The 21,735-nt window shown below is 67.9% G+C and carries 19 protein-coding genes; 11 read left to right on the top strand and 8 right to left on the bottom strand.

From position 1 onward, the window contains the following. Positions 1-44: 44 nt before the first annotated feature. Positions 45-1,280 carry an aminotransferase class I/II-fold pyridoxal phosphate-dependent enzyme gene (locus AC6IW9_RS08720; RefSeq protein ID WP_497772476.1) on the bottom strand — a complete coding sequence of 412 codons (1,236 nt, stop codon included), beginning with the start codon at positions 1,278-1,280 and terminating at the stop codon, positions 45-47. Between the two features lie 543 nt (positions 1,281-1,823). Here AC6IW9_RS08720 and ccmA point away from each other — a divergent pair. Then, positions 1,824-2,489, top strand: a complete 666-nt coding sequence (gene ccmA, locus AC6IW9_RS08715) for a heme ABC exporter ATP-binding protein CcmA (protein ID WP_497771508.1) — start codon at positions 1,824-1,826, stop codon at positions 2,487-2,489. Continuing rightward, positions 2,486-3,157: a heme exporter protein CcmB gene (ccmB, locus tag AC6IW9_RS08710; protein ID WP_497771505.1), complete on the top strand. Its 672-nt coding sequence runs from the start codon at positions 2,486-2,488 to the stop codon at positions 3,155-3,157. The genes ccmA and ccmB overlap by 4 nt, the downstream gene beginning before the upstream one ends. Positions 3,158-3,444: 287 nt before the next feature. Here ccmB and AC6IW9_RS08705 read toward each other — a convergent pair whose 3' ends face one another. Next, positions 3,445-5,859, bottom strand: a complete 2,415-nt coding sequence (locus tag AC6IW9_RS08705) for a penicillin-binding protein 1A (protein ID WP_497771502.1) — start codon at positions 5,857-5,859, stop codon at positions 3,445-3,447. Between the two features lie 154 nt (positions 5,860-6,013). Next, positions 6,014-7,378: an N-acetylmuramoyl-L-alanine amidase gene (locus AC6IW9_RS08700; protein WP_497771498.1), complete on the bottom strand. Its 1,365-nt coding sequence runs from the start codon at positions 7,376-7,378 to the stop codon at positions 6,014-6,016. A 249-nt stretch (positions 7,379-7,627) separates the two neighbouring features. Here AC6IW9_RS08700 and AC6IW9_RS08695 point away from each other — a divergent pair, with 249 nt between their 5' ends. Then, a complete protein-coding gene (locus AC6IW9_RS08695; RefSeq protein WP_497771495.1) occupies positions 7,628-8,230 on the top strand; it encodes a hypothetical protein in 603 nt (200 codons plus the stop codon). Between the two features lie 45 nt (positions 8,231-8,275). On the opposite strand, the gene AC6IW9_RS08690 is transcribed toward AC6IW9_RS08695, so the two are convergent. Beyond that, on the bottom strand, positions 8,276-10,591 hold the full coding sequence (locus AC6IW9_RS08690) for a PHA/PHB synthase family protein (RefSeq protein ID WP_497771492.1): 2,316 nt from the start codon (positions 10,589-10,591) through the stop codon (positions 8,276-8,278). 220 nt (positions 10,592-10,811) lie between these two features. Here AC6IW9_RS08690 and AC6IW9_RS08685 point away from each other — a divergent pair, with 220 nt between their 5' ends. The 5 genes from AC6IW9_RS08685 to AC6IW9_RS08665 all read left to right on the top strand — a co-directional run bounded on the left by AC6IW9_RS08685 (position 10,812) and on the right by AC6IW9_RS08665 (position 14,139). After that, entirely contained in the window at positions 10,812-11,171 is a 360-nt protein-coding gene (locus AC6IW9_RS08685) for a hypothetical protein (protein ID WP_497771488.1), read from the top strand. 127 nt (positions 11,172-11,298) lie between these two features. Continuing rightward, a complete protein-coding gene (locus tag AC6IW9_RS08680; RefSeq protein ID WP_497771484.1) occupies positions 11,299-12,516 on the top strand; it encodes an LL-diaminopimelate aminotransferase in 1,218 nt (405 codons plus the stop codon). 48 nt (positions 12,517-12,564) lie between these two features. Next, positions 12,565-12,882, top strand: coding sequence for a c-type cytochrome (locus AC6IW9_RS08675; protein WP_497771481.1), 318 nt, complete (start codon positions 12,565-12,567; stop codon positions 12,880-12,882). Then, positions 12,879-13,292: a c-type cytochrome gene (locus AC6IW9_RS08670; protein ID WP_497771478.1), complete on the top strand. Its 414-nt coding sequence runs from the start codon at positions 12,879-12,881 to the stop codon at positions 13,290-13,292. The genes AC6IW9_RS08675 and AC6IW9_RS08670 overlap by 4 nt, the downstream gene beginning before the upstream one ends. Before the next feature lie 232 nt (positions 13,293-13,524). After that, a complete protein-coding gene (locus tag AC6IW9_RS08665) occupies positions 13,525-14,139 on the top strand; it encodes a hypothetical protein (protein ID WP_497771475.1) in 615 nt (204 codons plus the stop codon). A gap of 17 nt (positions 14,140-14,156) precedes the next feature. Here AC6IW9_RS08665 and AC6IW9_RS08660 read toward each other — a convergent pair whose 3' ends face one another. The 3 genes from AC6IW9_RS08660 to AC6IW9_RS08650 form a co-directional block, all read right to left on the bottom strand. Next, positions 14,157-14,957 (bottom strand): ABC transporter permease, encoded by an 801-nt coding sequence (locus tag AC6IW9_RS08660; protein ID WP_497771472.1) that lies wholly within the window; start codon positions 14,955-14,957, stop codon positions 14,157-14,159. Positions 14,958-15,072: 115 nt separating this feature from the next. Further along, entirely contained in the window at positions 15,073-15,495 is a 423-nt protein-coding gene (locus AC6IW9_RS08655; RefSeq protein ID WP_497771469.1) for a group III truncated hemoglobin, read from the bottom strand. A gap of 50 nt (positions 15,496-15,545) precedes the next feature. Next, entirely contained in the window at positions 15,546-16,412 is an 867-nt protein-coding gene (locus AC6IW9_RS08650; RefSeq protein WP_497771464.1) for a substrate-binding domain-containing protein, read from the bottom strand. 307 nt (positions 16,413-16,719) lie between these two features. Here AC6IW9_RS08650 and modA point away from each other — a divergent pair, with 307 nt between their 5' ends. After that, positions 16,720-17,526 carry a molybdate ABC transporter substrate-binding protein gene (gene modA, locus AC6IW9_RS08645; protein WP_497771460.1) on the top strand — a complete coding sequence of 269 codons (807 nt, stop codon included), beginning with the start codon at positions 16,720-16,722 and terminating at the stop codon, positions 17,524-17,526. A 141-nt stretch (positions 17,527-17,667) separates the two neighbouring features. Next, positions 17,668-19,206 carry a TldD/PmbA family protein gene (locus AC6IW9_RS08640; protein ID WP_497771458.1) on the top strand — a complete coding sequence of 513 codons (1,539 nt, stop codon included), beginning with the start codon at positions 17,668-17,670 and terminating at the stop codon, positions 19,204-19,206. A gap of 32 nt (positions 19,207-19,238) precedes the next feature. Here AC6IW9_RS08640 and AC6IW9_RS08635 read toward each other — a convergent pair whose 3' ends face one another. Continuing rightward, complete coding sequence (locus AC6IW9_RS08635; protein ID WP_497771455.1) at positions 19,239-20,126, bottom strand: polysaccharide deacetylase family protein; 888 nt, start codon at positions 20,124-20,126, stop codon at positions 19,239-19,241. A gap of 115 nt (positions 20,127-20,241) precedes the next feature. Here AC6IW9_RS08635 and mgtE point away from each other — a divergent pair, with 115 nt between their 5' ends. Continuing rightward, positions 20,242-21,654, top strand: a complete 1,413-nt coding sequence (gene mgtE, locus AC6IW9_RS08630) for a magnesium transporter (protein WP_497771452.1) — start codon at positions 20,242-20,244, stop codon at positions 21,652-21,654. Positions 21,655-21,735: the final 81 nt, after the last annotated feature.

Raw genomic sequence — 21,735 nt, 5'->3', positions numbered from 1 at the left:
GCGAATAGGGACCAACCGCTACTCGCCGCTCTCTGTTCGCTCCCTCATACGCCAGCCATCGCCTTTCTCACCAATTCATGCGCTTCGGCGGCGACGGGCGGCAGATCGCGCAGCGCGTCGATCACGCCGCGAATTTCCTCCTCCGAATGATTGGCGGAGAGGAAGAAGCGAAGCCGCGGTTGATCCTTGGGCACGCCGATCTGCACGATCGGCGGCACGTAGAACCCCTTCTCCAGGAGATGCTGCGAGGCCCACATGGTCTCGACGCTGTCCTGGAAGAGGATCGGCACTACGCCGCGTCCGATCGCCGGTCCGGTGCTCAGCCCGTTGGCATGCGCATAGTCGCGGAACAATTCGGCGTTGCGCGCGAGCTTGCCGACGCGCCAATTCTCCTCCTGCATCAGCCGCAGCGCCGTGCGCGCCGAGGCGAGAATGACGGGAGACAGGCCGACGCTGTAGACGAATCCCGGCAGCGTGTAGCGGAACCAGTCGATCACCGGCTTCTTCGCGCAGACGAAGCCGCCGCAGGAGGCGAGCGTCTTCGACATCGTGCCGACGACGAGGTCGAGGCGATCGGGATCGACGCCCTGCAGCTCGGCGAGGCCGCGTCCCGTCTCGCCGAGCACGCCGAGCGAATGCGCCTCGTCCACCATCAGCCAGGCGTCGTGACGCTCCTTGATCTCGACGAGGCGCGGCAGATCCGCGGTGTCGCCGTCCATGCTGTAGATGCCTTCGACGACGATCAGCGCATGGCGGAAATCGCCGCGCCGGCGCCGCAGCAGCTGCTCCAGATGATCGAAGTCGTTGTGACGGAACTTGATCGTCTCGGCCGGAGAGCCCTCGCAGCCGGCGACGATGCTGTTGTGGGCGAGTTCGTCGATGAACAGCGCGTCGCGCTTGCCGAGCAGCCAGGAGATGGTCGTGACATTGGCGAGATAGCCGGAGACGAGCGTCAGCGCGCTCTCCATCCGCAAGAACTCGGCGATCTCCGCTTCGAACGGTTTGTGCGTCGAGCGCTCGCCCCCGACGAGGCGCGAGGCCAGCGCGCCGACGCCGAGCCGATGCAGCTCGCGATCCGCCTCGGCGAGGATCTGCGGATGATTGGCGAGGCCGAGATAGTCATAATTGGCGAAACTGACGAAATGCGTTCCTTTCGCCTCGAACTCCGCCCGCAGACGATCGATCTGCGCGAAGAACGGGTCATGGAACTGCAGGAGCGCATTGCCGGCGAAACGAAATCGTCTCGATGCGTAATCCGAAAGGCTGTTGTGCTTCGCCACCTTGATGCGCCGTCCCGATCTTTCGCCGCCCGCCTCCGGGCGAGCGGCCGCCTCACGATGAGCGGGCGCCCGATTCCTCGAGGCGCCCGCATCGGCCTTCAGGCTTAGCATTCTTCGGCCTCGGAGCGCCAGCGATCCGTCATGGCGCGCCGGGCTCGTCGGCTGGTCCGTGAGACTGAAAAAGCCCCACTGCCCGCGCCTTTCGGCTGCAAGCCATGCGTGCGATACCGTCGGCGCCCCGAGAAGAGCAGTCACGATCGGGCGCGACTCCTTCTCCCATGGGGAGCAAGGCGGCCCGGCGTAGCGGGTCGGATGAGGGGAATGCCGCATTCCGCGAGAACGCCCGGCGCCGTAGGCCCCGCCCGCCGCTCCGCGGCCATGCTGTCCTTCCGAGAGAGGGACGCGCCCTTTCTCGTGAGGCTGCGCAACGAAGACTCCTTGGCGTTGCTCCACAATTTTCCCCGGACGGCCGCGCGCCCGCGAGGGAAGGCCGAAGCAGGGGCTCTTCCCACTGCCGGGCGATATGGCTATTGCCTTGTGCCCATGAGCGCCGAACCGCCTCCTTCACCGCGCCCCGTCGAGGCGACTTCCTCGCCGCTGCGCCTGCGGGTCGAGGATCTCTGCGTCGAGCGCGGCGGGAGGCCGGTCATCGACGGGCTCGGCTTCGCGCTCGAGAGCGGCGAGGCGCTCGTCGTCACCGGGCGCAACGGCGCCGGAAAATCGACGCTTCTGCGGGCGATCGCCGGCCTGCTGCCGGCGCGGCGCGGCGGCGTCGCGATCGACGGGGCGCAAGGCGAGGAGGCCGCCGCCCTCCTCCATTATCTCGCCCATGCCGACGGGCTGAAAGCGCCTCTCACGGCGCGGGAAAATCTCGAATTCTGGGCGCGGTTTCTCGGCGGCGACAGCCGCCGGAGCCTCCCGCCCGCGCGGGCGCTGGAGCGCGTCGGGCTCGCCCATGCCGGCGAGGCGCCGGTCGCCATTCTCTCGGCGGGCCAGAAGCGGCGCATCGCGCTCGCGCGGCTGCTCGTCGCCTATCGCGCGCTGTGGCTGCTCGACGAGCCGACCAGCGCGCTCGACCGCGCCTCCCGCGACCGGCTGGCGCGAATGATGAGCGAGCATCTGGCCGGGGGCGGCATGATCGTCGCAGCCACCCACGAGCCGCTGGGCCTCGCCGGCGCGCGCGAGCTGGCGCTGGGAGGCAGAAGGTGAATTCTTCGCTACTGGCGCTTTTCCTGCGCGATCTGAGTGTCTCCCGCCGCGTCGGCGGCTCGGCGACGATGGGCGTCGTCTTCTTTTTGGTGATGGTGACGATCGTGCCCTTCGCCATCGGTCCCGATCCGAATCTCCTGTCCCGGATCGGCCCGGCGATCTTGTGGATCGCCGCCCTGCTCGCGAGCCTCCTGTGCCTCGACCGGCTGTTCCAGGCCGATATGGAGGACGGCTCGCTCGATCTCTTTCATCTCGCGCCGACGCCGCTCGAGCTCGTCGTTCTGGCCAAATGCGCCGCGCATTGGGTGACGACCGGCCTGCCGCTGACGCTCGCCGCGCCCGTGCTCGGCCTGATGCTGCAGCAAGACGAGACGGCGCTCGCCGCCGTGACGGCGACGCTGCTCGCGGGCACGCCGGCCTTGACCCTCATCGGCGCGATCGGCGCGGCGGCGACGGTGACCTTGCGCCGCGGCGGCCTGCTGATGGCGCTTCTCGCGCTGCCTCTGATGATCCCCGTGCTGATCTTCGGCGTCTCGGCGGCGCAGGCGGCGTCTGGCGGAGCCGTGCCCTTCGCCGCGCCATTCGCCATTCTCTGCGCGATCACGCTGGCCGCTCTGGCCCTCTGCCCCTTCGCCGCGGCGGCGGCGCTGCGGCATTTGGGGGAGTAGAGGACGCCTCACTGTCGCGGTTCGACCAGAAACGCAGCGATGCAATCGACGAAGCGCGTGCGATCGCGATGGCTCCATCGCGACGCCTGCGCCGGCCCGAGCGCCGTAGGATCGAGCGGCGACCTTCTCGAGATAATCGGCCGCCTCCGGCGTCACAGATCGACGCCTCGCGGCGCAGCTCTCCCATCAGCCCCGTGCGCTGTCGATACGCTCCCATTTCGAAGGGCAGGGCCGTCATGATCGGATCGATCGTGTTCGTCATGAGCGGAACATAGCCCCCGCCCCGCTCAATACAGTCCGCCGGTCCCGCTGCCGCCGAGCTGCGTGTCCACATCCTGCGCGCCGGAGCGCAGCCCGCCGTCTGCGCCGGCCGCGGAATAGGAGTCGGGCGGGGCCGTGCCGGGCTTGAACGCCTCGAGGATCGAGCCCTGGCCCTTGCTGCGCAGCCCCGAATGCGGATCGACCGAGATGAGCTTGATGCCCGGCGGCACGCGGAACGGCACGTCCGGCTTGTCCTTCAGCGCCACCGTCATGAAATCGCGGAAGATCGGCGCGGCATAGGTCGCCGCCTGCGCGCTCTTGCCTTCGCCGACCGGCCGCGGGCGGTCGTAGCCGATATAGACGCCGACCGCGAGATCTGGAGAGAAGCCGACGAACCAGAGGTCCTTGGCGTCGTTGGTCGTGCCGGTCTTGCCGGCGAGATGCTTGCCGACCGCCTTGATCGACTGGCCGGTGCCGCGCTCGATGACGCCTTCCATGATCGAGGTGATCTGATAGGCGGTCAGCGGATCGAGCACCTGCTCGCGCTTGTCGATCAGCTTGGGCTCGTTCTGATTCTCCCATTTGGGCGCGTCGCAGCCGAGGCATTGGCGCTCGTCGTGCTTGTAGATGGTGTGCCCCCAGCGATCCTGGATACGATCGATCAGCGTCGCCTTGATGCGCTTGCCGCCGTTGCACAGCATCGAATAGGCGGTCACCATGCGCAGCACGGTGGTTTCGCCGGCGCCGAGCGCCATCGGCAGATAGAGCGGCATGTCGTCATAGATGCCGAAGCGCTTCGCGTATTCGGCGATGAGCGGCATGCCGACATCCTTGGCGAGACGCACCGTCATCATGTTCTTGGAGTGCTCGACGCCATAGCGCAACGGATGCGCGCCGGTGCCGTGCGCGCCCTCGAAATTCTCCGGCGTCCAGCTCTCGCCGTTCGCCTGCACGATCGTGATCGGCTCGTCGAGGATCGACGATGACGGCGTATAGCCATTGTCGAGCGCCGTGGCGTAGACGAACGGCTTGAAGGACGATCCCGGCTGGCGCAGCGCCTGCGTGGCGCGGTTGAACTCCGACTGATCATAGGAGAAGCCGCCGACCATGGAGAAGACGCGGCCCGTATAGGGGTCCATCGCGACCATGGCGCCGGAGATTTCCGGAATCTGCCGGAGCCGGAACTGGCCCGGCTTGCCGGCCATCGCCTCGACATAGATCACATCGCCCGGCGAGAGCGCCGTCCGAACACGGCCGGCCCAGCGCATGCCCTCCTGGGTCAGCTGGCCGGTCTCGCGTTCGCGCGCCACGTCGCCCGATTTCTCGCGGCCGGGCTGCAGCCCGATCCGGGCGTAGGAGTCATAGGTCTCGAGCACGACGGCGAGGCGCCAGGGCTTCACATCGCCGAGCGCCGGAATCTCGGCGAGCGGCAGGCCCCAATCATAGGACGTGTCGATATGGCGCATCGGCCCGCGAAAACCATGCGCCTCGTCGAAGCGCACGAGGCCGTCGGCCAGCGCCTTGCGGGTGACGGCCTGCATCTTGGGATCGAGCGTCGAGCGCACCGACAGCCCGCCCTCGTAGAGCTTCTTGTCGCCATATTTCTCGTACAGCTCCCGCCGCACCTCTTCGGCGAAAAAGCCGGCGACGTACGTATTGGGCGAAGTGACGCGCGGATTGACGCCGAGCGGCTCGGTCTTCGCCTTGTCCCCTTCCTTCTGCGCGATGACGCCGTCGGCGACCATTCGGTCGATCACATAATTGCGCCGCTCGATCGCCCGCTCGCGATGGAGAAATGGATGGTAATTGTTCGGAGCCTTGGGAAGCGCGGCGAGATAGGCCGCCTCGGCGATGGTCAGCTCATAGACCGATTTATTGAAATAATTGAGCGCCGCCGCCGCGACGCCGTAATTGCCGAGGCCGAGATAGATCTCGTTCAAATAGAGCTCGAGGATGCGGTCCTTGGAATAGGCCGCCTCGATGCGGAAGGAGATCAGCGCCTCGCGGATCTTGCGCTCGATGCTGCGCTCGTTGCCGACGAGGAAGTTCTTGGCGACCTGCTGGGTAATGGTCGAGGCGCCCTGCATGTGGCGACCGCCCTGAGCGAGGATCGACAGCGCGCGGGCGATGCCTTCGAAGTCGACGCCGTTGTGCGTGTGGAAGTTCTTGTCCTCGGCCGAGATGAAGGCCTGCTTGACGAGCGGCGGTATCGCGGCGCTCGGCAGGAACAGGCGGCGCTCATGCGAATATTCGGCGAGGATCGACCCGTCGTTCGCATGGACGCGGGTCGTCACCGGCGGCTCGTAATTGCGCAATTGCGCCGTGTCGGGAAGGTCCTTCGAGAAGACGTAGACGATTCCCGCCGCCGCCGTCACGCCGATCAAAAAGACGATGGCGCCGGTCGCGAAGACAAATCCCAGGAAGCGGGCGAACAGCCGCATGAATATTCATCCCTCGAGGACACGCCACGTCATCATCTGGCGCGCGCCGCGCCGTCGGCGTCCCGTGTAGAGCATAATTCGCCGCCGCGGCAAGCCGTTCGGCGAATCGTCGCGCGGCCGGCCGCTGCCGCGGCTTATCGGCGCGTTTTGTGTTTTATTGTGGGCGCGCGGTCGTGGCGACCGCCTTGGCCGGCTCCGCCTCGGCCTCGTTGCGCTCGGCGAAATAGCGGTCGATCGCCTGCGCGGTCGATTCGGCGGCGTGCTCGCGCCATTCGGCCGAGGTCAGGCGCGCGAGATCGCGCTCGCTCGACAAATAGCCGAGCTCGAGCAGAGCGGAGGGCACGTCGAAGGCCTTGAGGACGACGAATCCAGCGGAGCGGTCGGGATTCTTGTTGAGATGGCCGAATTTCCGCCAATAGGCCACCAGCGTGCGGGCGAAGACGCGGCTGTAGGCGCGGGTCTCGCGGCGGGCGAGATCATAGAGAATGTCGCCGACGCCGGCCGCCTCCTCCTCCGCCGCCGCGGCGTCGAGGCCCGCGGCGCGGTCGGCGAGATTCTCCTTCTCCGCGGTCCTGGCGGCCGCCGCGTCCGAAGCGTGAGCCGAGACCGTATAGACGGTCGCGCCCTCGACGCTCGTCTCGGCCAGCGTGTCGGCGTGGATCGAGAGAAACAGCTCGGCTCCCGCGCGGCGCGCGACGCGCACGCGCTCGTCGAGCGCGACGAACACATCGTCCTCGCGCGTCAGCACGACGCGCAGCTTGCCGGACGCCTCGAGCTTCGCCTTGAGCGTGCGGGCGAAATCGAGGACGAGGGTCTTCTCCTGCTCGCCATGGGCGCCGGTCGCGCCGACATCGACGCCGCCATGTCCCGGATCGATGACCAGGACCGGCTTGTCGCCGGGCCGGGGCGAGGCCGCGGCCGTATCCGCCAGCTGCGCGGAAGGCCGGGCGCGCGCCGCGGCGGCGGCGGCAAAGCTCGCCGCATCGGTCTGCTCGAGCTCGATGACGAGGCGCGGATCACGCTGACTTCCCTCGCTCTCGGCCCGCACGATCGCCGCAGGCCGGGCGAGATCGACGACGATGCGCGAACGGCCGGGCGCAAAGAGGCCGAAGCGGAACGATCGCACCACGCCGTCGCGCTCCGTCGCGCCATGGCGGCGTGACGAGGCCGGCTGGCCGACGCCGGGGTCGATGCGGAAGGCGACCTCGGGCAGATCGACGACGATGCGGGGCGGATCCGCCACGGGAAAGGCCGTGACCGAGACCGCGGCGGTGATCTCGAACACGAGGCGGGCGCGGCCGTTTTTCTCCTCGAGCCGCGCCGCTATGGCTTCGACGACGGGAGGCTTCGTCGCCGCGGCCCGCTGTCCCGGCGGCGATTCGCCCGCCGGCCCGGCCGGCGTAGCGGCGGCAGGAACGGCGAACAGCAGCAGGAAAAAGAGGGAAAGGGTCGCGCAAGCGCGCGGTCGCAGCGCTCCGCCGCGCTCGAGACCGGCTCCCGTCGATCGCCTCCAGCCCATCCCCACGTCGCCCCGATCGCTCCCGAAGCCAATATGGCGCGGCCCGCGCCGGCCGGCGAGAGCAAATTCTATCTGCTGCGTCTCGGTTAACAGCCCGTTAGGCCGAGCTCGGGCGGGTCGACGCGGCGCCGGCCGCGATTTGGTGTGGCGAGCTGCGGACGGCGCCTCTAAAATGCCGGGAAGCGGGACGTAATTGCACGGTGCGGAAGAAGCGAGGGCGAGGGAGCCCGAAGGATGGAGGTGGAGACGATGAGACGGGCGACGAAGGTGGGCCGGGCGTCGACGAGCGGAGCGCTGGCCTTCGCTCTTGTGACCCTTTCGGGCGGCGCGCCGGCGCGCGCCTATGACGACACCACGACCCTCAGCTCCATGCTCTCCCTGTTCGGCGCCGGCGACGAGGAGCAAGAGAAGATCGTCTATCGCGAGCGCTCCAATCTGGTGCTGCCGCCGGGCGGTCGGGCGCTGCCCGAGCCACAGGCGCGCGACTCCGCCCGTCCCGCCTCCTGGCCGGTGGATCAGGAAGTCGCGCGGCGCAGAGGCGCGCAGACGCCGGCGCCGCAGGCAGGGAACGAAAATCCCGACGGGCCCGGCGGGGGGCGCGGGCCGACCAAATGTCTGGCCGCCGCCCCCGAGGGCCGGTGCGCCGTCGCCACGGAGGCGGACGATCCCATTCTCGGCGGCGGCGGTCCGAAGACGCGCGCGGCCGGACAATCGTCGACCCGCGCGTTTCTCACGGAACCGCCGGCCGCCTACCGCCAGAAAGTGGCGGGCGGCAAGGGCGTCCCGGATTCGGAGAAGTCCTCGGACTGGTGGAACCCCGGCGCGCTCATCGGCCGCGTGTTCGGCGACTGACGAAGACGAGGATCGGCGTCCTCGTCTTCGAGGCTGCGGCTCTCGTCACGCCCGCACGCGCACATAATCTCCCGGCGCGTCGCAGATCGGCTTCAGCGCTCCGTCGCCGGGGATGCGCGCGGGAACCTGCTCGGGCGCCTGAGCGGTGATCCAGGCGAGCCAGTCCGGCCACCAGGAGCCCTTGGTCTCCTTCGCCGACTTCGCCCAATCCTCATAGGCGCCGGTCGGCGCTCCGCCCGTCCAATATTGATATTTGTTCTTGTCGGGCGGGTTGACGACGCCGGCGATGTGACCGGCGCCGGCGAGCACATAGCGCACGTCGCCGCCGAAATATTTCGCGCCCGTGAAGACGGATCGCGCCGGCGCGATATGGTCGTCCTTGGCGGCGAGCTCATAGATCGGGATCTTCACCTTGCGCAGATTGAGTGTGACTCCGTCGATCACCATGCGTCCCTGCGAGAGCGCATTCTCGATATAGCAGTAGCGGAGATAGAACAGGTGATTGGCGCGGGGGATGCGCGTGCAGTCCGAGTTCCAGGTGAGGAGATCGAAGGCCGCGGGCTCGACGCCCTTCATGTAGTTGTTGACGAAATAGGTCCAGAACAATTCGTTCGGCCGCAGAAGATTGAAGGTCGTCGCCATTTTGACGCCTTCGAGATAGCCGGTGCGCGACATCGCTTCGTCGAGCGCGGCGAGCCGCGCCTCGTCGATGAACACCTGCATGTCGCCGGCGTCGGTGAAATCGACCTGCGTCGCGAGAAAGGTCACGCTGTCGATGCGGTCGTCGCCCTTCTCGGCCATATAGGCGAGCGTTGCGGCGAGCATGGTGCCGCCGACGCAATAGCCGGCGGCGGCTATCTTTTTCGCGCCCGTCGCCTTCTGCGCCGCGTCGAGCGCGGCGAGCACGCCTTCCTTCATATAGGCGTCGAAGCCTTTCTCCGCCTGGCTCTCGTCGGGATTGACCCAGGAGATCACGAAGACGGTGAGGCCCTTGCTCGTCGCCCAGCGCACGAAGCTCTTCTCGCGATTGAGATCGAGCACGTAGAATTTGTTGATCCAGGGCGGAACGATCAGCAGCGGACGCGCATAGACCGTCTCGGTCGAGGACGCATATTGAATGAGCTCCATCACCTCGTTGCGGAAGACGACCTTGCCCGGCGTAGCGGCCATGTCGACGCCGAGCTCGAACTTGCTCTCGTCGCTCTGGCGCAGCTTCAGCATGCCGCGCCCGGCGGAGAGGTCCTCGGTCAGCATCTTCATGCCGCGCACGAGATTTTCGCCGCGCGCGTCGAGCGTCGCGCGCAAGAGTTCGGGATTGGTGGCGACGAAATTGGACGGCGACAGCGCGCTGGCGATGAGCCGCGTGTAGAAGGCGGCCTTGGATTTCGTCTGCGGGTCGAGCCCTTCCGTGCGCTCGACCGCCTCGCCCGCCCAACGCGTCGTGAGCGCATAGGACTGGCGCAGGCAATCGAAGAAGGGATTGTCGCGCCACTCGGGCGCGGCGAAGCGCTTGTCGTGCGGGTCCGGCGGCACGACCGGCGGCACGTCGGCGCCGGAGAAGCGGCGCAAGGTCTGGCTCCAGATCTCGCTGAGGCCGGTGAGAAGATCGGCCTGGGCCGCGACCGCCTGCTCGGGCTTCGCCAGCCAGCGCTCGGCGACGGCGCCGAGCGTCTTGGTCGCGTCGGCGACATTGCTGGCCAATTCGCTGCGTGTGTCGCCCGGCTCCATGCCGCCGATGGCGGCGGCGAGCGCCTTGCGTCCCTGATCGACGAGCCGCGCGAGATTCTCGGCGATGATCTCGAAATCATGCGCCGCCTCGCCGTCCGCGGTGGAGTCCTTTCGCGCGGGAGGACGCGGCGGGAGGATCGTGGGCGGAGCGGCGGGAGTTGTCGGAGGGGGCGTCGGCTCCGCGGCCTGCGGCGTGGGCTCCAGCGCCTGCAATCGCCCCATCAGGCCGCGCCGTTGCGCCTCGGTCAATTCGGAAACCGCGCCCGATACCAGCGCGGCGGCGGCCTCGAGCTCACGCCGGCGGCGCTCTTCCGCCGTCGGCTCCGCGGGCGGCGGCGCGGCGGAGATCGCGGCTCGGCTCGAGGCGTCGGCGCCCGCGCGCGGCTTCGTTTCGGCTCCGCCGACTCCCTTGCCGTTCTTCTTCTTGGATCGCGCTTTCGGCTGGACATTCTCGGCGGCGATCTCGCGCGTTGCGCCGATGGCGTCCGCCCGCTCGCGTCCGCCGGACAGCAGGGCGATATCCGAATTCTTCGCCGGCGCCGGCGCCTCGGTCGCGACCTTCGTCCCGGCCCCCTCGCGAATTTGCGGCGGCCGCCGTTTGGCTCCGGCCGCTGAGCGGCGTCCTGCGGTCATATCGTCGTCCTGTCGCCCGCCGGGGCGGCCCTCGTCGAGCCGCCCTTTCATCATCTCCTTAGAGCATATCCCGAAGAGGTTCGGGAAGCCGCTCGACGCCGGAAATCTGCTCCTTCGATACTTAAGCGCGGCATGGCCGCGACGGAAGATCGCGGATCGTCCGATGCGCGCCGACGCGCCGCACTTATCAAAGCCGCATTGTCGCACTATTGACGGAAATATGAGACCGATATTCGCGCTGCTGCCGATCATCGCCACGCTCGCGGCGCCCGCGCGCGCCGCCGACGACGGGCCTTCCTCGGTCGGCGAGACGATCGGCCGCCTCTTCGAGGGCGTCGGACTGCGCAATGCGCCGCCGCCGCGCGCCGATTTCGTGGAGCGCTCGCGTCCCGCCGATCTCGACTATGCGCCCTTTGCGACGAAGGAGCCGCGTGTCGACCGGAAGCAGATCGACGCCGAGGCCGACGCCCGGCGGAAGGAGCTGGAGACTGCGGGCGCGACGGCCCGCGCCCGCGCAGCGCGCGTCAAGACGCCCGACGCGCCGGCGAAACCACGAGACGGCGCCGCGCGACGGCCCTAGCTATTTCGAAAGGCTTTCGTGCAATAATCGCCCTTTCGGCCCGAAAGGGGCCGACGGATCTTCGTTTCATCCCGGGAGCGCCGCGAGGCGCAGGTCCGGGCGAACCCCGAGCGGATCGTCGTCTGCCATGTCCGACTTCCATCGCATCAAGCGCCTTCCTCCTTACGTCTTCGAGCAGGTCAACCGGCTGAAGGCCAAGGCGCGCGCCGCCGGCGCCGACATCATCGATCTCGGCATGGGCAATCCCGACCTGCCGGCGCCGCGCCATGTGATCGAGAAGCTCGTCGAAACGGCGGGCCGCCCGCGCACCGACCGCTATTCGGCGTCCAAAGGCATTGCCGGCCTGCGCCGCGCCCAGGCCGGCTATTACGAGCGCCGCTTCGGCGTGAAGCTCGACGCCGAGACGCAGATCGTCGCGACGCTCGGCTCGAAAGAGGGCTTCGCCAATATGGCGCAGGCGATCACCGCGCCGGGCGACGTGGTCCTCGCGCCCAATCCCTCCTATCCCATCCACGCCTTCGGTTTTCTGATGGCGGGCGGCGTCATCCGCTCGGTGCCGGCCGACCCGACGCCGCAGCTCTTCCATGCGCTGGAGAAAGCCGTCGCCCATTCGATTCCGAAGCCGATCGCCATCGTCGTCTGCTATCCGGCCAATCCGACGGCGACGGTCGCTTCGCTCGACTTCTATAAGGACCTCGTCGCATTCGCGAAGAAACACGACATCTTCGTGCTCTCCGACATCGCTTATGCGGAGGTCTATTTCGACGACGATCCGCCGCCCTCGATCCTGCAGGTTCAGGGCGCGATCGACATCGCCGTCGAATTCTCATCGCTGTCGAAAACCTATTCGATGGCCGGCTGGCGCATCGGCTTCGCGGTCGGCAACGAGCGCCTGTGCGCGGCGCTCGCGCGGGTGAAGAGCTATCTCGATTACGGCGCATTCACGCCGATCCAGGTCGCCGCGACGGCGGCGCTCAACGGGCCGGACGACTGCATCAAGGAGATGCGCGCGATCTACAAGAAGCGCCGCGACGTCATGGTCGAGAGCTTCGCACAGGCGGGCTGGCGCATTCCCGCGCCCTCGGCCTCCATGTTCGCCTGGGCGCCGATTCCGGAGCGATTCGCGGGAATGACGAGCCTCGACTTCTCGAAGCTGCTCATCGAGAAGGCCGATGTCGCGGTTGCGCCGGGCGTCGGATTCGGCGAACATGGCGAAGGCTACCTGCGTCTCGCGCTGGTCGAGAACGAGCAGCGCATCCGCCAGGCGGCGCGCAATCTGCGGCGCTTTTTCGAGAGCGCCGATCAGATGCTGCACAATGTCGTGCCGCTGCAGGCGCGTGGGTGAGCCGCCGTCGCGAGCCGCGGCGGCGTTTTTTCGTCAGGAGCTCGTCCCATGCGTTTTACTCGTCTCATTCTCCTCGCCTCGCTCACCCTCGCCGCCGCTCCGCAGGCGCTCGCGGCCAAGAGCCTCGTCGCCAAGGGCCAGGCGATCGCGGCCTCCTATTGCGGCAGCTGCCACGCCATCGGCCCGATGGGCGCGAGCCCGCATCCGGACGCGCCGCCCTTCCGCGAGATCGTCGGAAACCTCTCGCTCGACAATCTCGACGAGATTTTCAGCGACGCCGTCGCCGGCCACGCCCAGATGGCGCGTGTCGCGCTCACGCATGGGCAGCTCCAGGCTCTGGCGGGCTATATGGCGACGATGAGATGAAGCGCCGCTGGCGCCGGTCGACCGTCGCGACGACCTTGGGAGACGCCGGGCGCGACCCCGCGGCCGGCGCGACAGCGAGGGAGCGTGACGCGATGCGCCTTGCCTGCATTTTGCTTGCGATGACGACCTCTTGCGCCGCCCTGGCGAGCGACGGCGTCGCGCGCGGCCGCAGGATCGCCGAGGCCAGCTGCAGCCGCTGCCATGCGATCGGCAAGACGGGGAAGAGCCCCAACCCGGCCTCCCCGCCCTTCCGCGCGCTCGCCGGCAAATATCCGCTGGAGAATCTCGAGGAGGCGCTGGCGGAGGGCATCGTCGTCGGCCATGGCGGACTGGACATGCCGCGCTTCCAATTCTCGCCCGAGCAGATCGAGGCGCTGCTCGCCTATCTGGCGACGATCCAGCGAAAGTGAGACGCCATCCGCATATGCCGACGGCGCGCGCTCGCGACAGCACGGCATTGCCCGGGGCGACGGATCGTTCTAGAGCAGTTTCCGATCCGATCGGATCGGAAACTGCTCTCGCTTTTCGTTTGGAGCGAATTCTGATCGCTCGAACGATTCCGTTCGAGCGGAACGCGCTCTAGTGCGTGCGGCGTCCGCCCGAGAGGGGGCTGATTGGACCTCGCGCTTCAGGAAGCCGCTCATGTATCGCGCCATCTTCATCGTCGCAACGAGTTCGCTTCTCGGTCTTCTGGCGCAGGCCGCGGCGGAGCCCCAGGCGAGCGGCGACTGGCCGTGCCCGCAGGTGAAGGTGCCGAGCGTCGCCGTAGCCGGCATATGGACCGGCCCCGCCATCGACGGCGCGGCGCAGACCGCCCGCGACGATCCGGCGCTCGGCGAGCTCGTCGCGCGGATCAGCGCGCGACGCACGCCGATCGAGGAGGCGGAAAAACTCGTGCAGGATTTCGCCGGAGCGGCGGGCGAGAAGCGCAAGGAGCGGCTCACGGCTTTGTTCGCCGGCGTCTATGAGCGGCTCGAGGCGGAGCGCCGCGAGGTGCTCGACGGGCTCGAGCGCTATGGCGCGAAGCAGAGGCGGCTCGCCGAGAAGCTGCGCGAGGAGACCCGGGCGCTGCGCGCCGAGCAGGACAAGACGCCGCAGGACGCGCAGAAGATCACGGAAGCCGGCGAAGCGCTGCAATGGGACTTGCGCGTGTTCGACGAGCGTCGTCACGCGCTCTCCTATGTCTGCGAGACGCCCGCGCTGATCGAGCAGCGGCTCGGCGCCCTGGCGCGCACGATCGAAGCGGCGATCGATTAGAGCGCTCCGCTCTCGGATCAGCGCAACAGATAGCCGCGCATGAAGCGTTCGCACACGAGGCCGAGGAAGACCGTGGCGACGCCGAATTTCAACACATAGGCCTTGTCGAGAAATCCGACGCCGATGCCTTCGAAATAGGCGGAACGCATCCACTCGAGAGATTGTGCGATCGGATTATAGCTCATCGCGGTGCGCAACGGCTCGGGAAGCCGTTCGGGCAGGAAGATCGCGCCCGAAGAGAGCCACAAGAGAATGCGGCTGAGACTGAACATCACCATCCACATCGGCACCACCATCACCATGACGGAGTTGAGCATCCCGACGCCGAGACCGAGAAGGATCGCGGAGCCGTAGGCGCAGGCCGCCTGCTCGACGTCGCGCGGCATGACGTCGACGCCGAAGGACACTCCGATGAGGATGACGATCAGCGTCACCGTGCAGCTCGAGAGAATCTCGAGCAGCGAGGCGGCGTACATGGCGTCGAGCATCTTGACCGACGGAAAGCCGAGCAGCGGGCGTGTCGCGGTCATGGATCTCATCGTGAACAATGCGAGATAGCTGAATGCTTGGAATGTCGCCGAGCCGGTGGCGAAGAACAGCGCGGCGCTCTCCCCGACAGGCACTTGGCGGCCGTGGTAGACCGACAATCCGACGAAGATCATGATGTGCGACAAGGGCCAGGCAATCGCGAGCAGAAAGCCGAGGCCGCTGCCGAAGTATCGGGTGCGCATGTTGCGCAGCATCAGCGCGAAAATCACGCGCCGCTGGCGGCGGAGCGCCGCGCCCAGTCCGACCTCTTCATCGGAATTCAAGAGCATAGGTCAGACTCCCATCGTCTTGCGCAGCGCAGCGAAGTCCGTGCTGGCCCGCGGAATATAACCAGCGGCGGACAATGGACAAGACGAACCATCGTCGACGCGGAGCGCGGCCCGCTCACGCCGGCGGATGACGCGACGGGCGGCCGTCGGCGCCGGTGAAGGGGAAGAGCCCGCCCTGGAAGCATTGCGCCATATGAGTGGCCTTGGCGATCGCCTGCTCGGCCTGAGTCGGCGGCAAGGTCTCGCGCGCGGTCGCGACGAACAGCTCCACCCAGCGGGTGAAATGCTCCGGCTCGAGCGGCAGGTTGATGTGGACGGCGAAGGGATGCCCCTCGTAGCGCTCGGTGCGCAGCAGGGATTTCGACCAGAAATTTTCGACGATGGCGAGATGGCCGTCGAGATCGGGAATGGCGGAGAACACCGGGCCGATCAGCGGATCGGCGAGGCCCTTGTCATAGAAAGCGCGCACGCAGGCCGAAATCGCCGATTCGATCTCGGCGCGTTCGGCCTCGTCGTGAATTTCGGGGAATTCGAACATCGTCTCCTCCTGTTTCATGGCATGAATAGCAAGCGAGGCGCCGAAGCGCGTCATTCGGCGTTGAAGCGCACGGCGCCGAATTGCGAGAGGTCATAGCCGCCGAGCGTCGCCGCGCGTTCTCGAAACGCTTCGCTCGCGCTGAAGCGCACGAGCTTCTGGAACGGCGGATCGAAATAGGCCTTGCGCCAGACGACGAGATCGAAGCGCTCGACGACGGCCGGCGAAAACTCGAGGCCGAATTGGCGAGCGCTCGCCTCGAGGCCGAGGCCGACGTCGGCGCGTCCCGCCGCGACGGCCGCGGCGAGATCGGTCTCGGATCGCTCGACCGCCGGGATGAGCTGCAGATCCTCGCGGCTCATGCCCTCGCGCCGCAGGAGGGCCGACAGCACCAGCTCGCTGCCGGCCTCCGGCTGCCGCGACTGGAAGCGAAGGCCGCGCGCGTCGGCGAGCCGCTCGACGCGCCGGCCGAGGTCCCTGCGCACCATCAGGCCGCGCGTGCGCTTCGCCCATTCGATCAGGACCACCGGCTCGCCGGAAAGACGCGCCGCCACGGTCCCGACATTCCAGGCGTCCTCGCCGGGCTCGGGAATATGCAGGCCCGCGGCGATGCAGCCGCCCGCCGCGGCGCGCTCCAATCCGTCGAGCGCGCCGTCGAGCAAGGCGGCTATCCCCGAGCGCGACTCGCGCAACGCCCATTCGAGCAGCGGATCATGGCCGCCCGCGACGACGAGCGGCCGCGCCGCCGGCGCCCCGCGCCGCTTCGCCTCCAGCCACTCCTCGATCTCTCCCCGTGGAAACAGCAGCTTGCCGGTGACGCGACGCACCGGCAGCGCCCCCTCGGCGGCGAGATCGTAAACCTTGCGCTCCTTGACGCGCAGCAGAGCGGCGAGCTCGCGGGTGGTGAGGAATTCAGACATTGTGCATTTTTTCCGATACAGTCGTAAAATTAACATGGACGGCCCGACCGGGCAATCGCGTCGACCACGGTCGGGGCCGTGAGGCTCCCTTCCTCGCGCGCCCCCGCTTCGCTGAAAAGGGGACGCTCGCCGAGGAGCCGCGTCGCCCCTCTCGGGCGAAGCGCGAAAGGGGCTGGCGCATGTCGGCGGATGCTCTTTTCTCCTCGACGCCGGGCAGAAGCGCAAACTCATGTGATTATTCCCGAGCGTGAGTTATCATGCATAAATGCGCCGAGCCGCTCGCCGGCCTGTTCACGAGGACATTCAAATGGAAAAAATCGCCAGCCTGGCGCTCGTCGCCGCATTTCTGCTCAATCTTCATCCCGCCCGCGCCGAGTCGCCCGCCACGGACAAGGCGACGGGCGTCAAGACGGTCACCGTCTTCGCCGCCGCCAGCCTCAAGAACGCGCTCGACGAGGCCGCCGCGGCGTTCAAGAAGAAGAGCGGAACCGAGGTCACGATCAGCTATGCGGCGTCGATGCCGCTCGCCAAGCAGATCGAGGCCGGCGCGCCCGCGGATCTCTTCATCTCCGCCGACACGGCCTCGGCCGACTATCTCTCCTCGCGCGGCCTGCTGAAGGAGGGCACGCAGAAGAACCTGCTCGGCAACAGCCTCGTCCTCGTCGCGCCGAAGGCCGCGGGCGTGAAGAAGGTCGCGCTCGAGAAAGGGGCTCTGCTCGCGGCGCTCGGCGAGAGCGGCCGCATGGCCGTCGGCGACCCGGCCTCCGTGCCGGCCGGCAAATACGCCAAGGCGGCCTTCACCAGCCTCGGCGTCTGGGAGGCCCTCGAGCCGCGCTTGGCCCTCACCGAGAATGTGCGCGCCGCTCTGACCTTCGTCGCCCGCGAAGAGGCGCCGCTCGGCGTCGTCTATCAGACCGACGCCAATGCCGATCCCAAGGTCGTCGTGGTCGCGACCTTTCCGCCCTCCTCGCATCCGCCGATCGTCTATCCGATCGCGCTGACCGCCTCCTCGACGAGCAAATCCGCCGCCGACCTGCTCGCCTTCCTCGACAGCCCGGCCGCCGCGACTTTCTTCACCAAGCAAGGCTTCACCGTGCTCTCGCGCCGCCATTGAGCGGCTGCGGATCGATATCGCGTGGGCGGCCGGCGCACGGCCGCCCTTCCCATTGCGCTCGTGCTCGACGCCGGCCTTTTCCTCGATGCCTCTTCGGCGCTAATCTCGCGCTGGCCGCGCAAACCGCCCGAGGAGACCCCGATGACGCCGCGCCTTCTCCGCCAGGATCGAGCCGAGCCGGCGGCGCCGGGATCAGCGCCTGATTTTCGCCTGGACCGCGCCCGGCTCGCCGATCTCGCCGAAACCGCGCTCGCCGCCGCGCGAGCGGCAGGCGCGAGCCATGCCGATATCCGTCTCGGCGCGACGCGGCGCCAATCCATCCGCGCGCGGGAGGCGCGGCTCGACGATTTTTCCGAGAGCCTGTCGCCCGGCTTCGGCCTGCGCGTGCTGGTCGACGGCTGCTGGGGATTTTACGGCGCGCGCAGGCTCGACGCCGCTTCCGTCGCCGACGCTGCGCGCCGCGCCGTCGCGCAGGCCCGCGCCGTGGCGCCGATACAGGCGCGACCGATCGTCGTCGAGGAGACGCAGCCACGGGAGGCGGAATGGATCATGCCCATGGGCGTCGATCCTTTCGCGGTCGAGGCGCGCGAGAAGGTCGAGCTTCTGCTCGCGGCGAACGCCGCGGCGCGGGAGACGGGCGCGGATTACTGCTCTTCCTCCCTCGCCTTCGCGCAGGAGGATCGCCTCTTCGCCGACAGCCGCGGCAGCCGCATCTTCCAGTCGCGCACGCGCACCCAGCCCTCCTTCGTCGCGACGGTCGTCGACAAGACGGGCTCCGGTCGTTTCGCGACACGCGAATGTCTCTCCCCCGCCCGCGCGGCCGGCTGGGATTATGCGCTCTCCTGCGATCTCGCCGACGAAGCGAAGCTCGCCGCGGAGCAGGCGCGCGAAAAACTCCATGCGAAGCCGGTCGAGGCCGGCGTGATGGACGTCGTGCTCGACCCGACCAATCTCTGGCTGACGATTCACGAAACGGTCGGCCATTCGACCGAGCTCGACCGCGCGCTCGGCTGGGAGGCGAATTTCGCCGGCACGTCCTTCGTCAAGCCGCATATGCTGAACGAGCTGCGCTTCGGCAGCGAATTGATGACGATCCGCGCCGACCGCTCGCAGGAGGGCGGCCTCGCCAGCGTCGCCTTCGACGACGACGGCTCCCCGCGCGAGCGGGCCGAATTCGAGATCGTGTCCAAGGGCGTGTTCCGCAATTTCCAGATGGCGCTCGGTCAAGCCCATCTCATCGGCGCGGAACGCTCCAACGGCTGCGCCTATGCGGATGATCCGACCGCCTTTCCGATCCAGCGCATGCCCAATATCTCGCTCGCGCCCAATCCCGCGCCCTGCCCGCTCGACGCGCTGATCGGCGGCGTCGAGAAGGGGCTCTTCATTGTCGGCGCGGGAAGCTGGAGCATCGATCAGCAGCGCGACAATTTCCAGTTCGGCGGCCAATTGTTCTACGAAATAAGGGATGGGCGCCTCGGCGAGATGGTGCGGGACGCCGCCTATCAGGGCCGCACCCTGTCGTTTTGGAACTCGCTCGACGGGCTCGGCGACGCCTCGACCTATCGCCTCTGCGGCACGTTCACCTGCGGCAAGGCCGAGCCGATGCAGCTCGCGCCCGTCTCCCACGGCGCGCCGGCGGCGCGCTTTCGCCGTCTCGCCGTGCTGAACACAGAGCGCTGAGACCGGGGCCGTCATCGCGGACGGAGCCCGAATCAGCGCGCCGAGTCGTCATTCGTCTTCACGCCGCGGCCTTCCTGCGGCTCTCGTCTCTGCGCCTTGGGTCCGAGCGTCTTGGCGATGATCGCTTCCGTGGTCGACGTCCAGCCGGGCTTCGCCTGTTCGAGCGGCGTCGGGCCCGCGCCCGGAACGAGATGCACGAGCTCGAAGCCGCGCGCCTTCAACATCCGCAGAAACTCGGGCATCATGCGGGCGGTCGAGGCGCGTGTGTCGTGGAACAGGACGATCCCTTTGCGCGCCGCCTCGAGCCGGCTCATCACGAGGTCGAGCTCGGCCTGCGGCGTCATGTCCTGCCAGTCCGAGGCCCAGAGATCGGCGCCGAACACGGCGATGGACCGATCCTCGAGCCAGCGCACCAGCTCGGGCGTATCCGCGAAGCCGGGAAAGCGGAAGAAGGGCGTGCGCGGCGCCGGCCCGGCCGCGCCGAAGCCGGCCGCGTCCACGGCGGCGAAACCCTTGTCGATGTCGGCGCGCGCGGCCTGATCGCTCATCAGCCGCAGCGTCCGCGCCGGATGGCTGTAGGAATGATGTCCGGCATTATGGCCCTCGGCCACGATCCGCCGCACCAGCGCCGGCTCCTCGGCGGCGTGGCTGCCGACGAGGAAGAAGGTCGCGCGCGCGCATTCGGCCTTCAGCGCGTCCAGAACCTGCGCGGTCGTCCCGGCGACGGGCCCGTCGTCGAAGGTGAGCACGACCTCGTGGTCGGCGAGAGCGAGCGTGCGCGGATAGGTCTCGAGGCCGAGCGCCAGCCTCTCCCTCCCGTCGACGACGATCTCGCGGGAGACGCCGAGCGCCTGCGGCCCGCAATCGCGCTTCGGCCCGGCCGCGGCCGCGGTCGCGGCGAAAAGGCTCAAGGCGATCATTAGAAGTCCATTTTTCAGCGGCATCGGCAGTTTGCTTTCCGGGCTCGGCGCGTTATGCACCCCTCGCTACCGGATTTTGTCCGGGGAGGAATTTGTCGCAGCATCGGGGCTCCATATGTCGCACGACCATGAAAAATCGGCGCCCCGCGAAAGACGTTTCCGCGATGAGGAGACCGGCGAGCCTCGCGCCGATTTCGTCGCGGCCGTGGAGGCCGCGATCGAGGCCGAGGACGCGGGCGCGGTCCACGCCTTGGTCGCGCCGCTGCACGAGGCCGATCTCGGCGCGCTGATCGAACTGCTCGGCCATGAGGCGCGGCCGAAGCTCGTCGAACTGATGGGCGAGGACTTCGACTTCGCCGCCCTGACCGAGGTCGGCGAGACCACCCGCGAGGACATTCTCGAGGAGCTGCCGGTCGAGACGCTGGCCGAAGCGATGCGCGAGCTCGAGAGCGACGACGCGGTCGCCCTGCTCGAAATGCTCGAGCCCAAGGAGCAGGCGCAAGTGCTCGAGGCGCTGCCGGCCCATGAGCGGGTCGTGCTGCGCCGCTCGCTGGACGCCGCCGAGGGCACGGCGGGCCGCCTGATGCAGACGACCCTCGTCGCCGTTCCTCCTTTCTGGACCGCTGGCGAGGTGCTGGATTTCTTCCGCGAGACGGAGCCCGATGTCCTGCCGGACAATTTCTTCGAGGTGTTCGTCGTCGATCCGGCCTATCGCCTGCTCGGCACGGTCTTTCTCGACGCTCTGGTGCGCGCCCATCCCAAGACGCGCGTGGAAGACATCATGCAGGCGGACCGCCGCCGTGTCCGCTTCGACGAGGAGAGCGAGGAGGTGGCGCGACTGTTCGAGCGCTACAATCTCGTCTCGGCGCCGGTCATCGACGAGGCCGAGCGGCTGGTCGGCGTCATCACCATCGACGACGTGGTGGACGTGATGCAGGAGGCGGCCTCGGAGGAGATCAAGGCGCTCGGCGGCGTCAATCCGCACGAGGAGCTGACCGACAATTTCTGGTGGATCGTCAAGAGCCGCTTCGTCTGGCTGTTCGTCAATCTCGGCACGGCCTTCATCTCGGCCAGCGTGCTCAAATCCTTCGAAAACCAGCTCCAGCAGATGGTGGCGCTCGCGGTGCTCGCGCCGATCGTCGCGAGTCAGGGCGGCAATTCCGCGACGCAGACCATGACCGTGACCGTGCGCGCGCTGGCGACGCGCGAGCTCTCCCGCGCCAATGCGCTGCGCATCATTTTCCGCGAGTTCGCCACGGGCGCGCTCAACGGCGCGGCCTTCGGGCTCATCACCGGCCTCGTCGCCGCCAATTGGTTCCAGAATGTCGGTCTCGGCCAGGTGATGGCCCTGGCCATGCTCACCAATCTGACGGCCGGCGCCCTCGGCGGCATTCTGGTGCCCATGCTGTTCGATCGTCTGAACGTGGACCCGGCGGTCTCGTCGAGCGCCTTCGTGACGACGGTCACCGACGTGACCGGCTATGGCGCCTTCCTCGGAATCGCGACAATATGGTTCCGCTTGGGCTAGCGGCGCACATCGTTCGAGCCCCGGCGCGAGCGGCGACGCCGCGATTAACGCTTCGTTACCGGTCGGGGTATAATTTCACGC

Source organism: Methylosinus sp. shoA (assembly GCF_059718125.1).
This window is presented reverse-complemented; position numbering and strand designations above follow the sequence as displayed.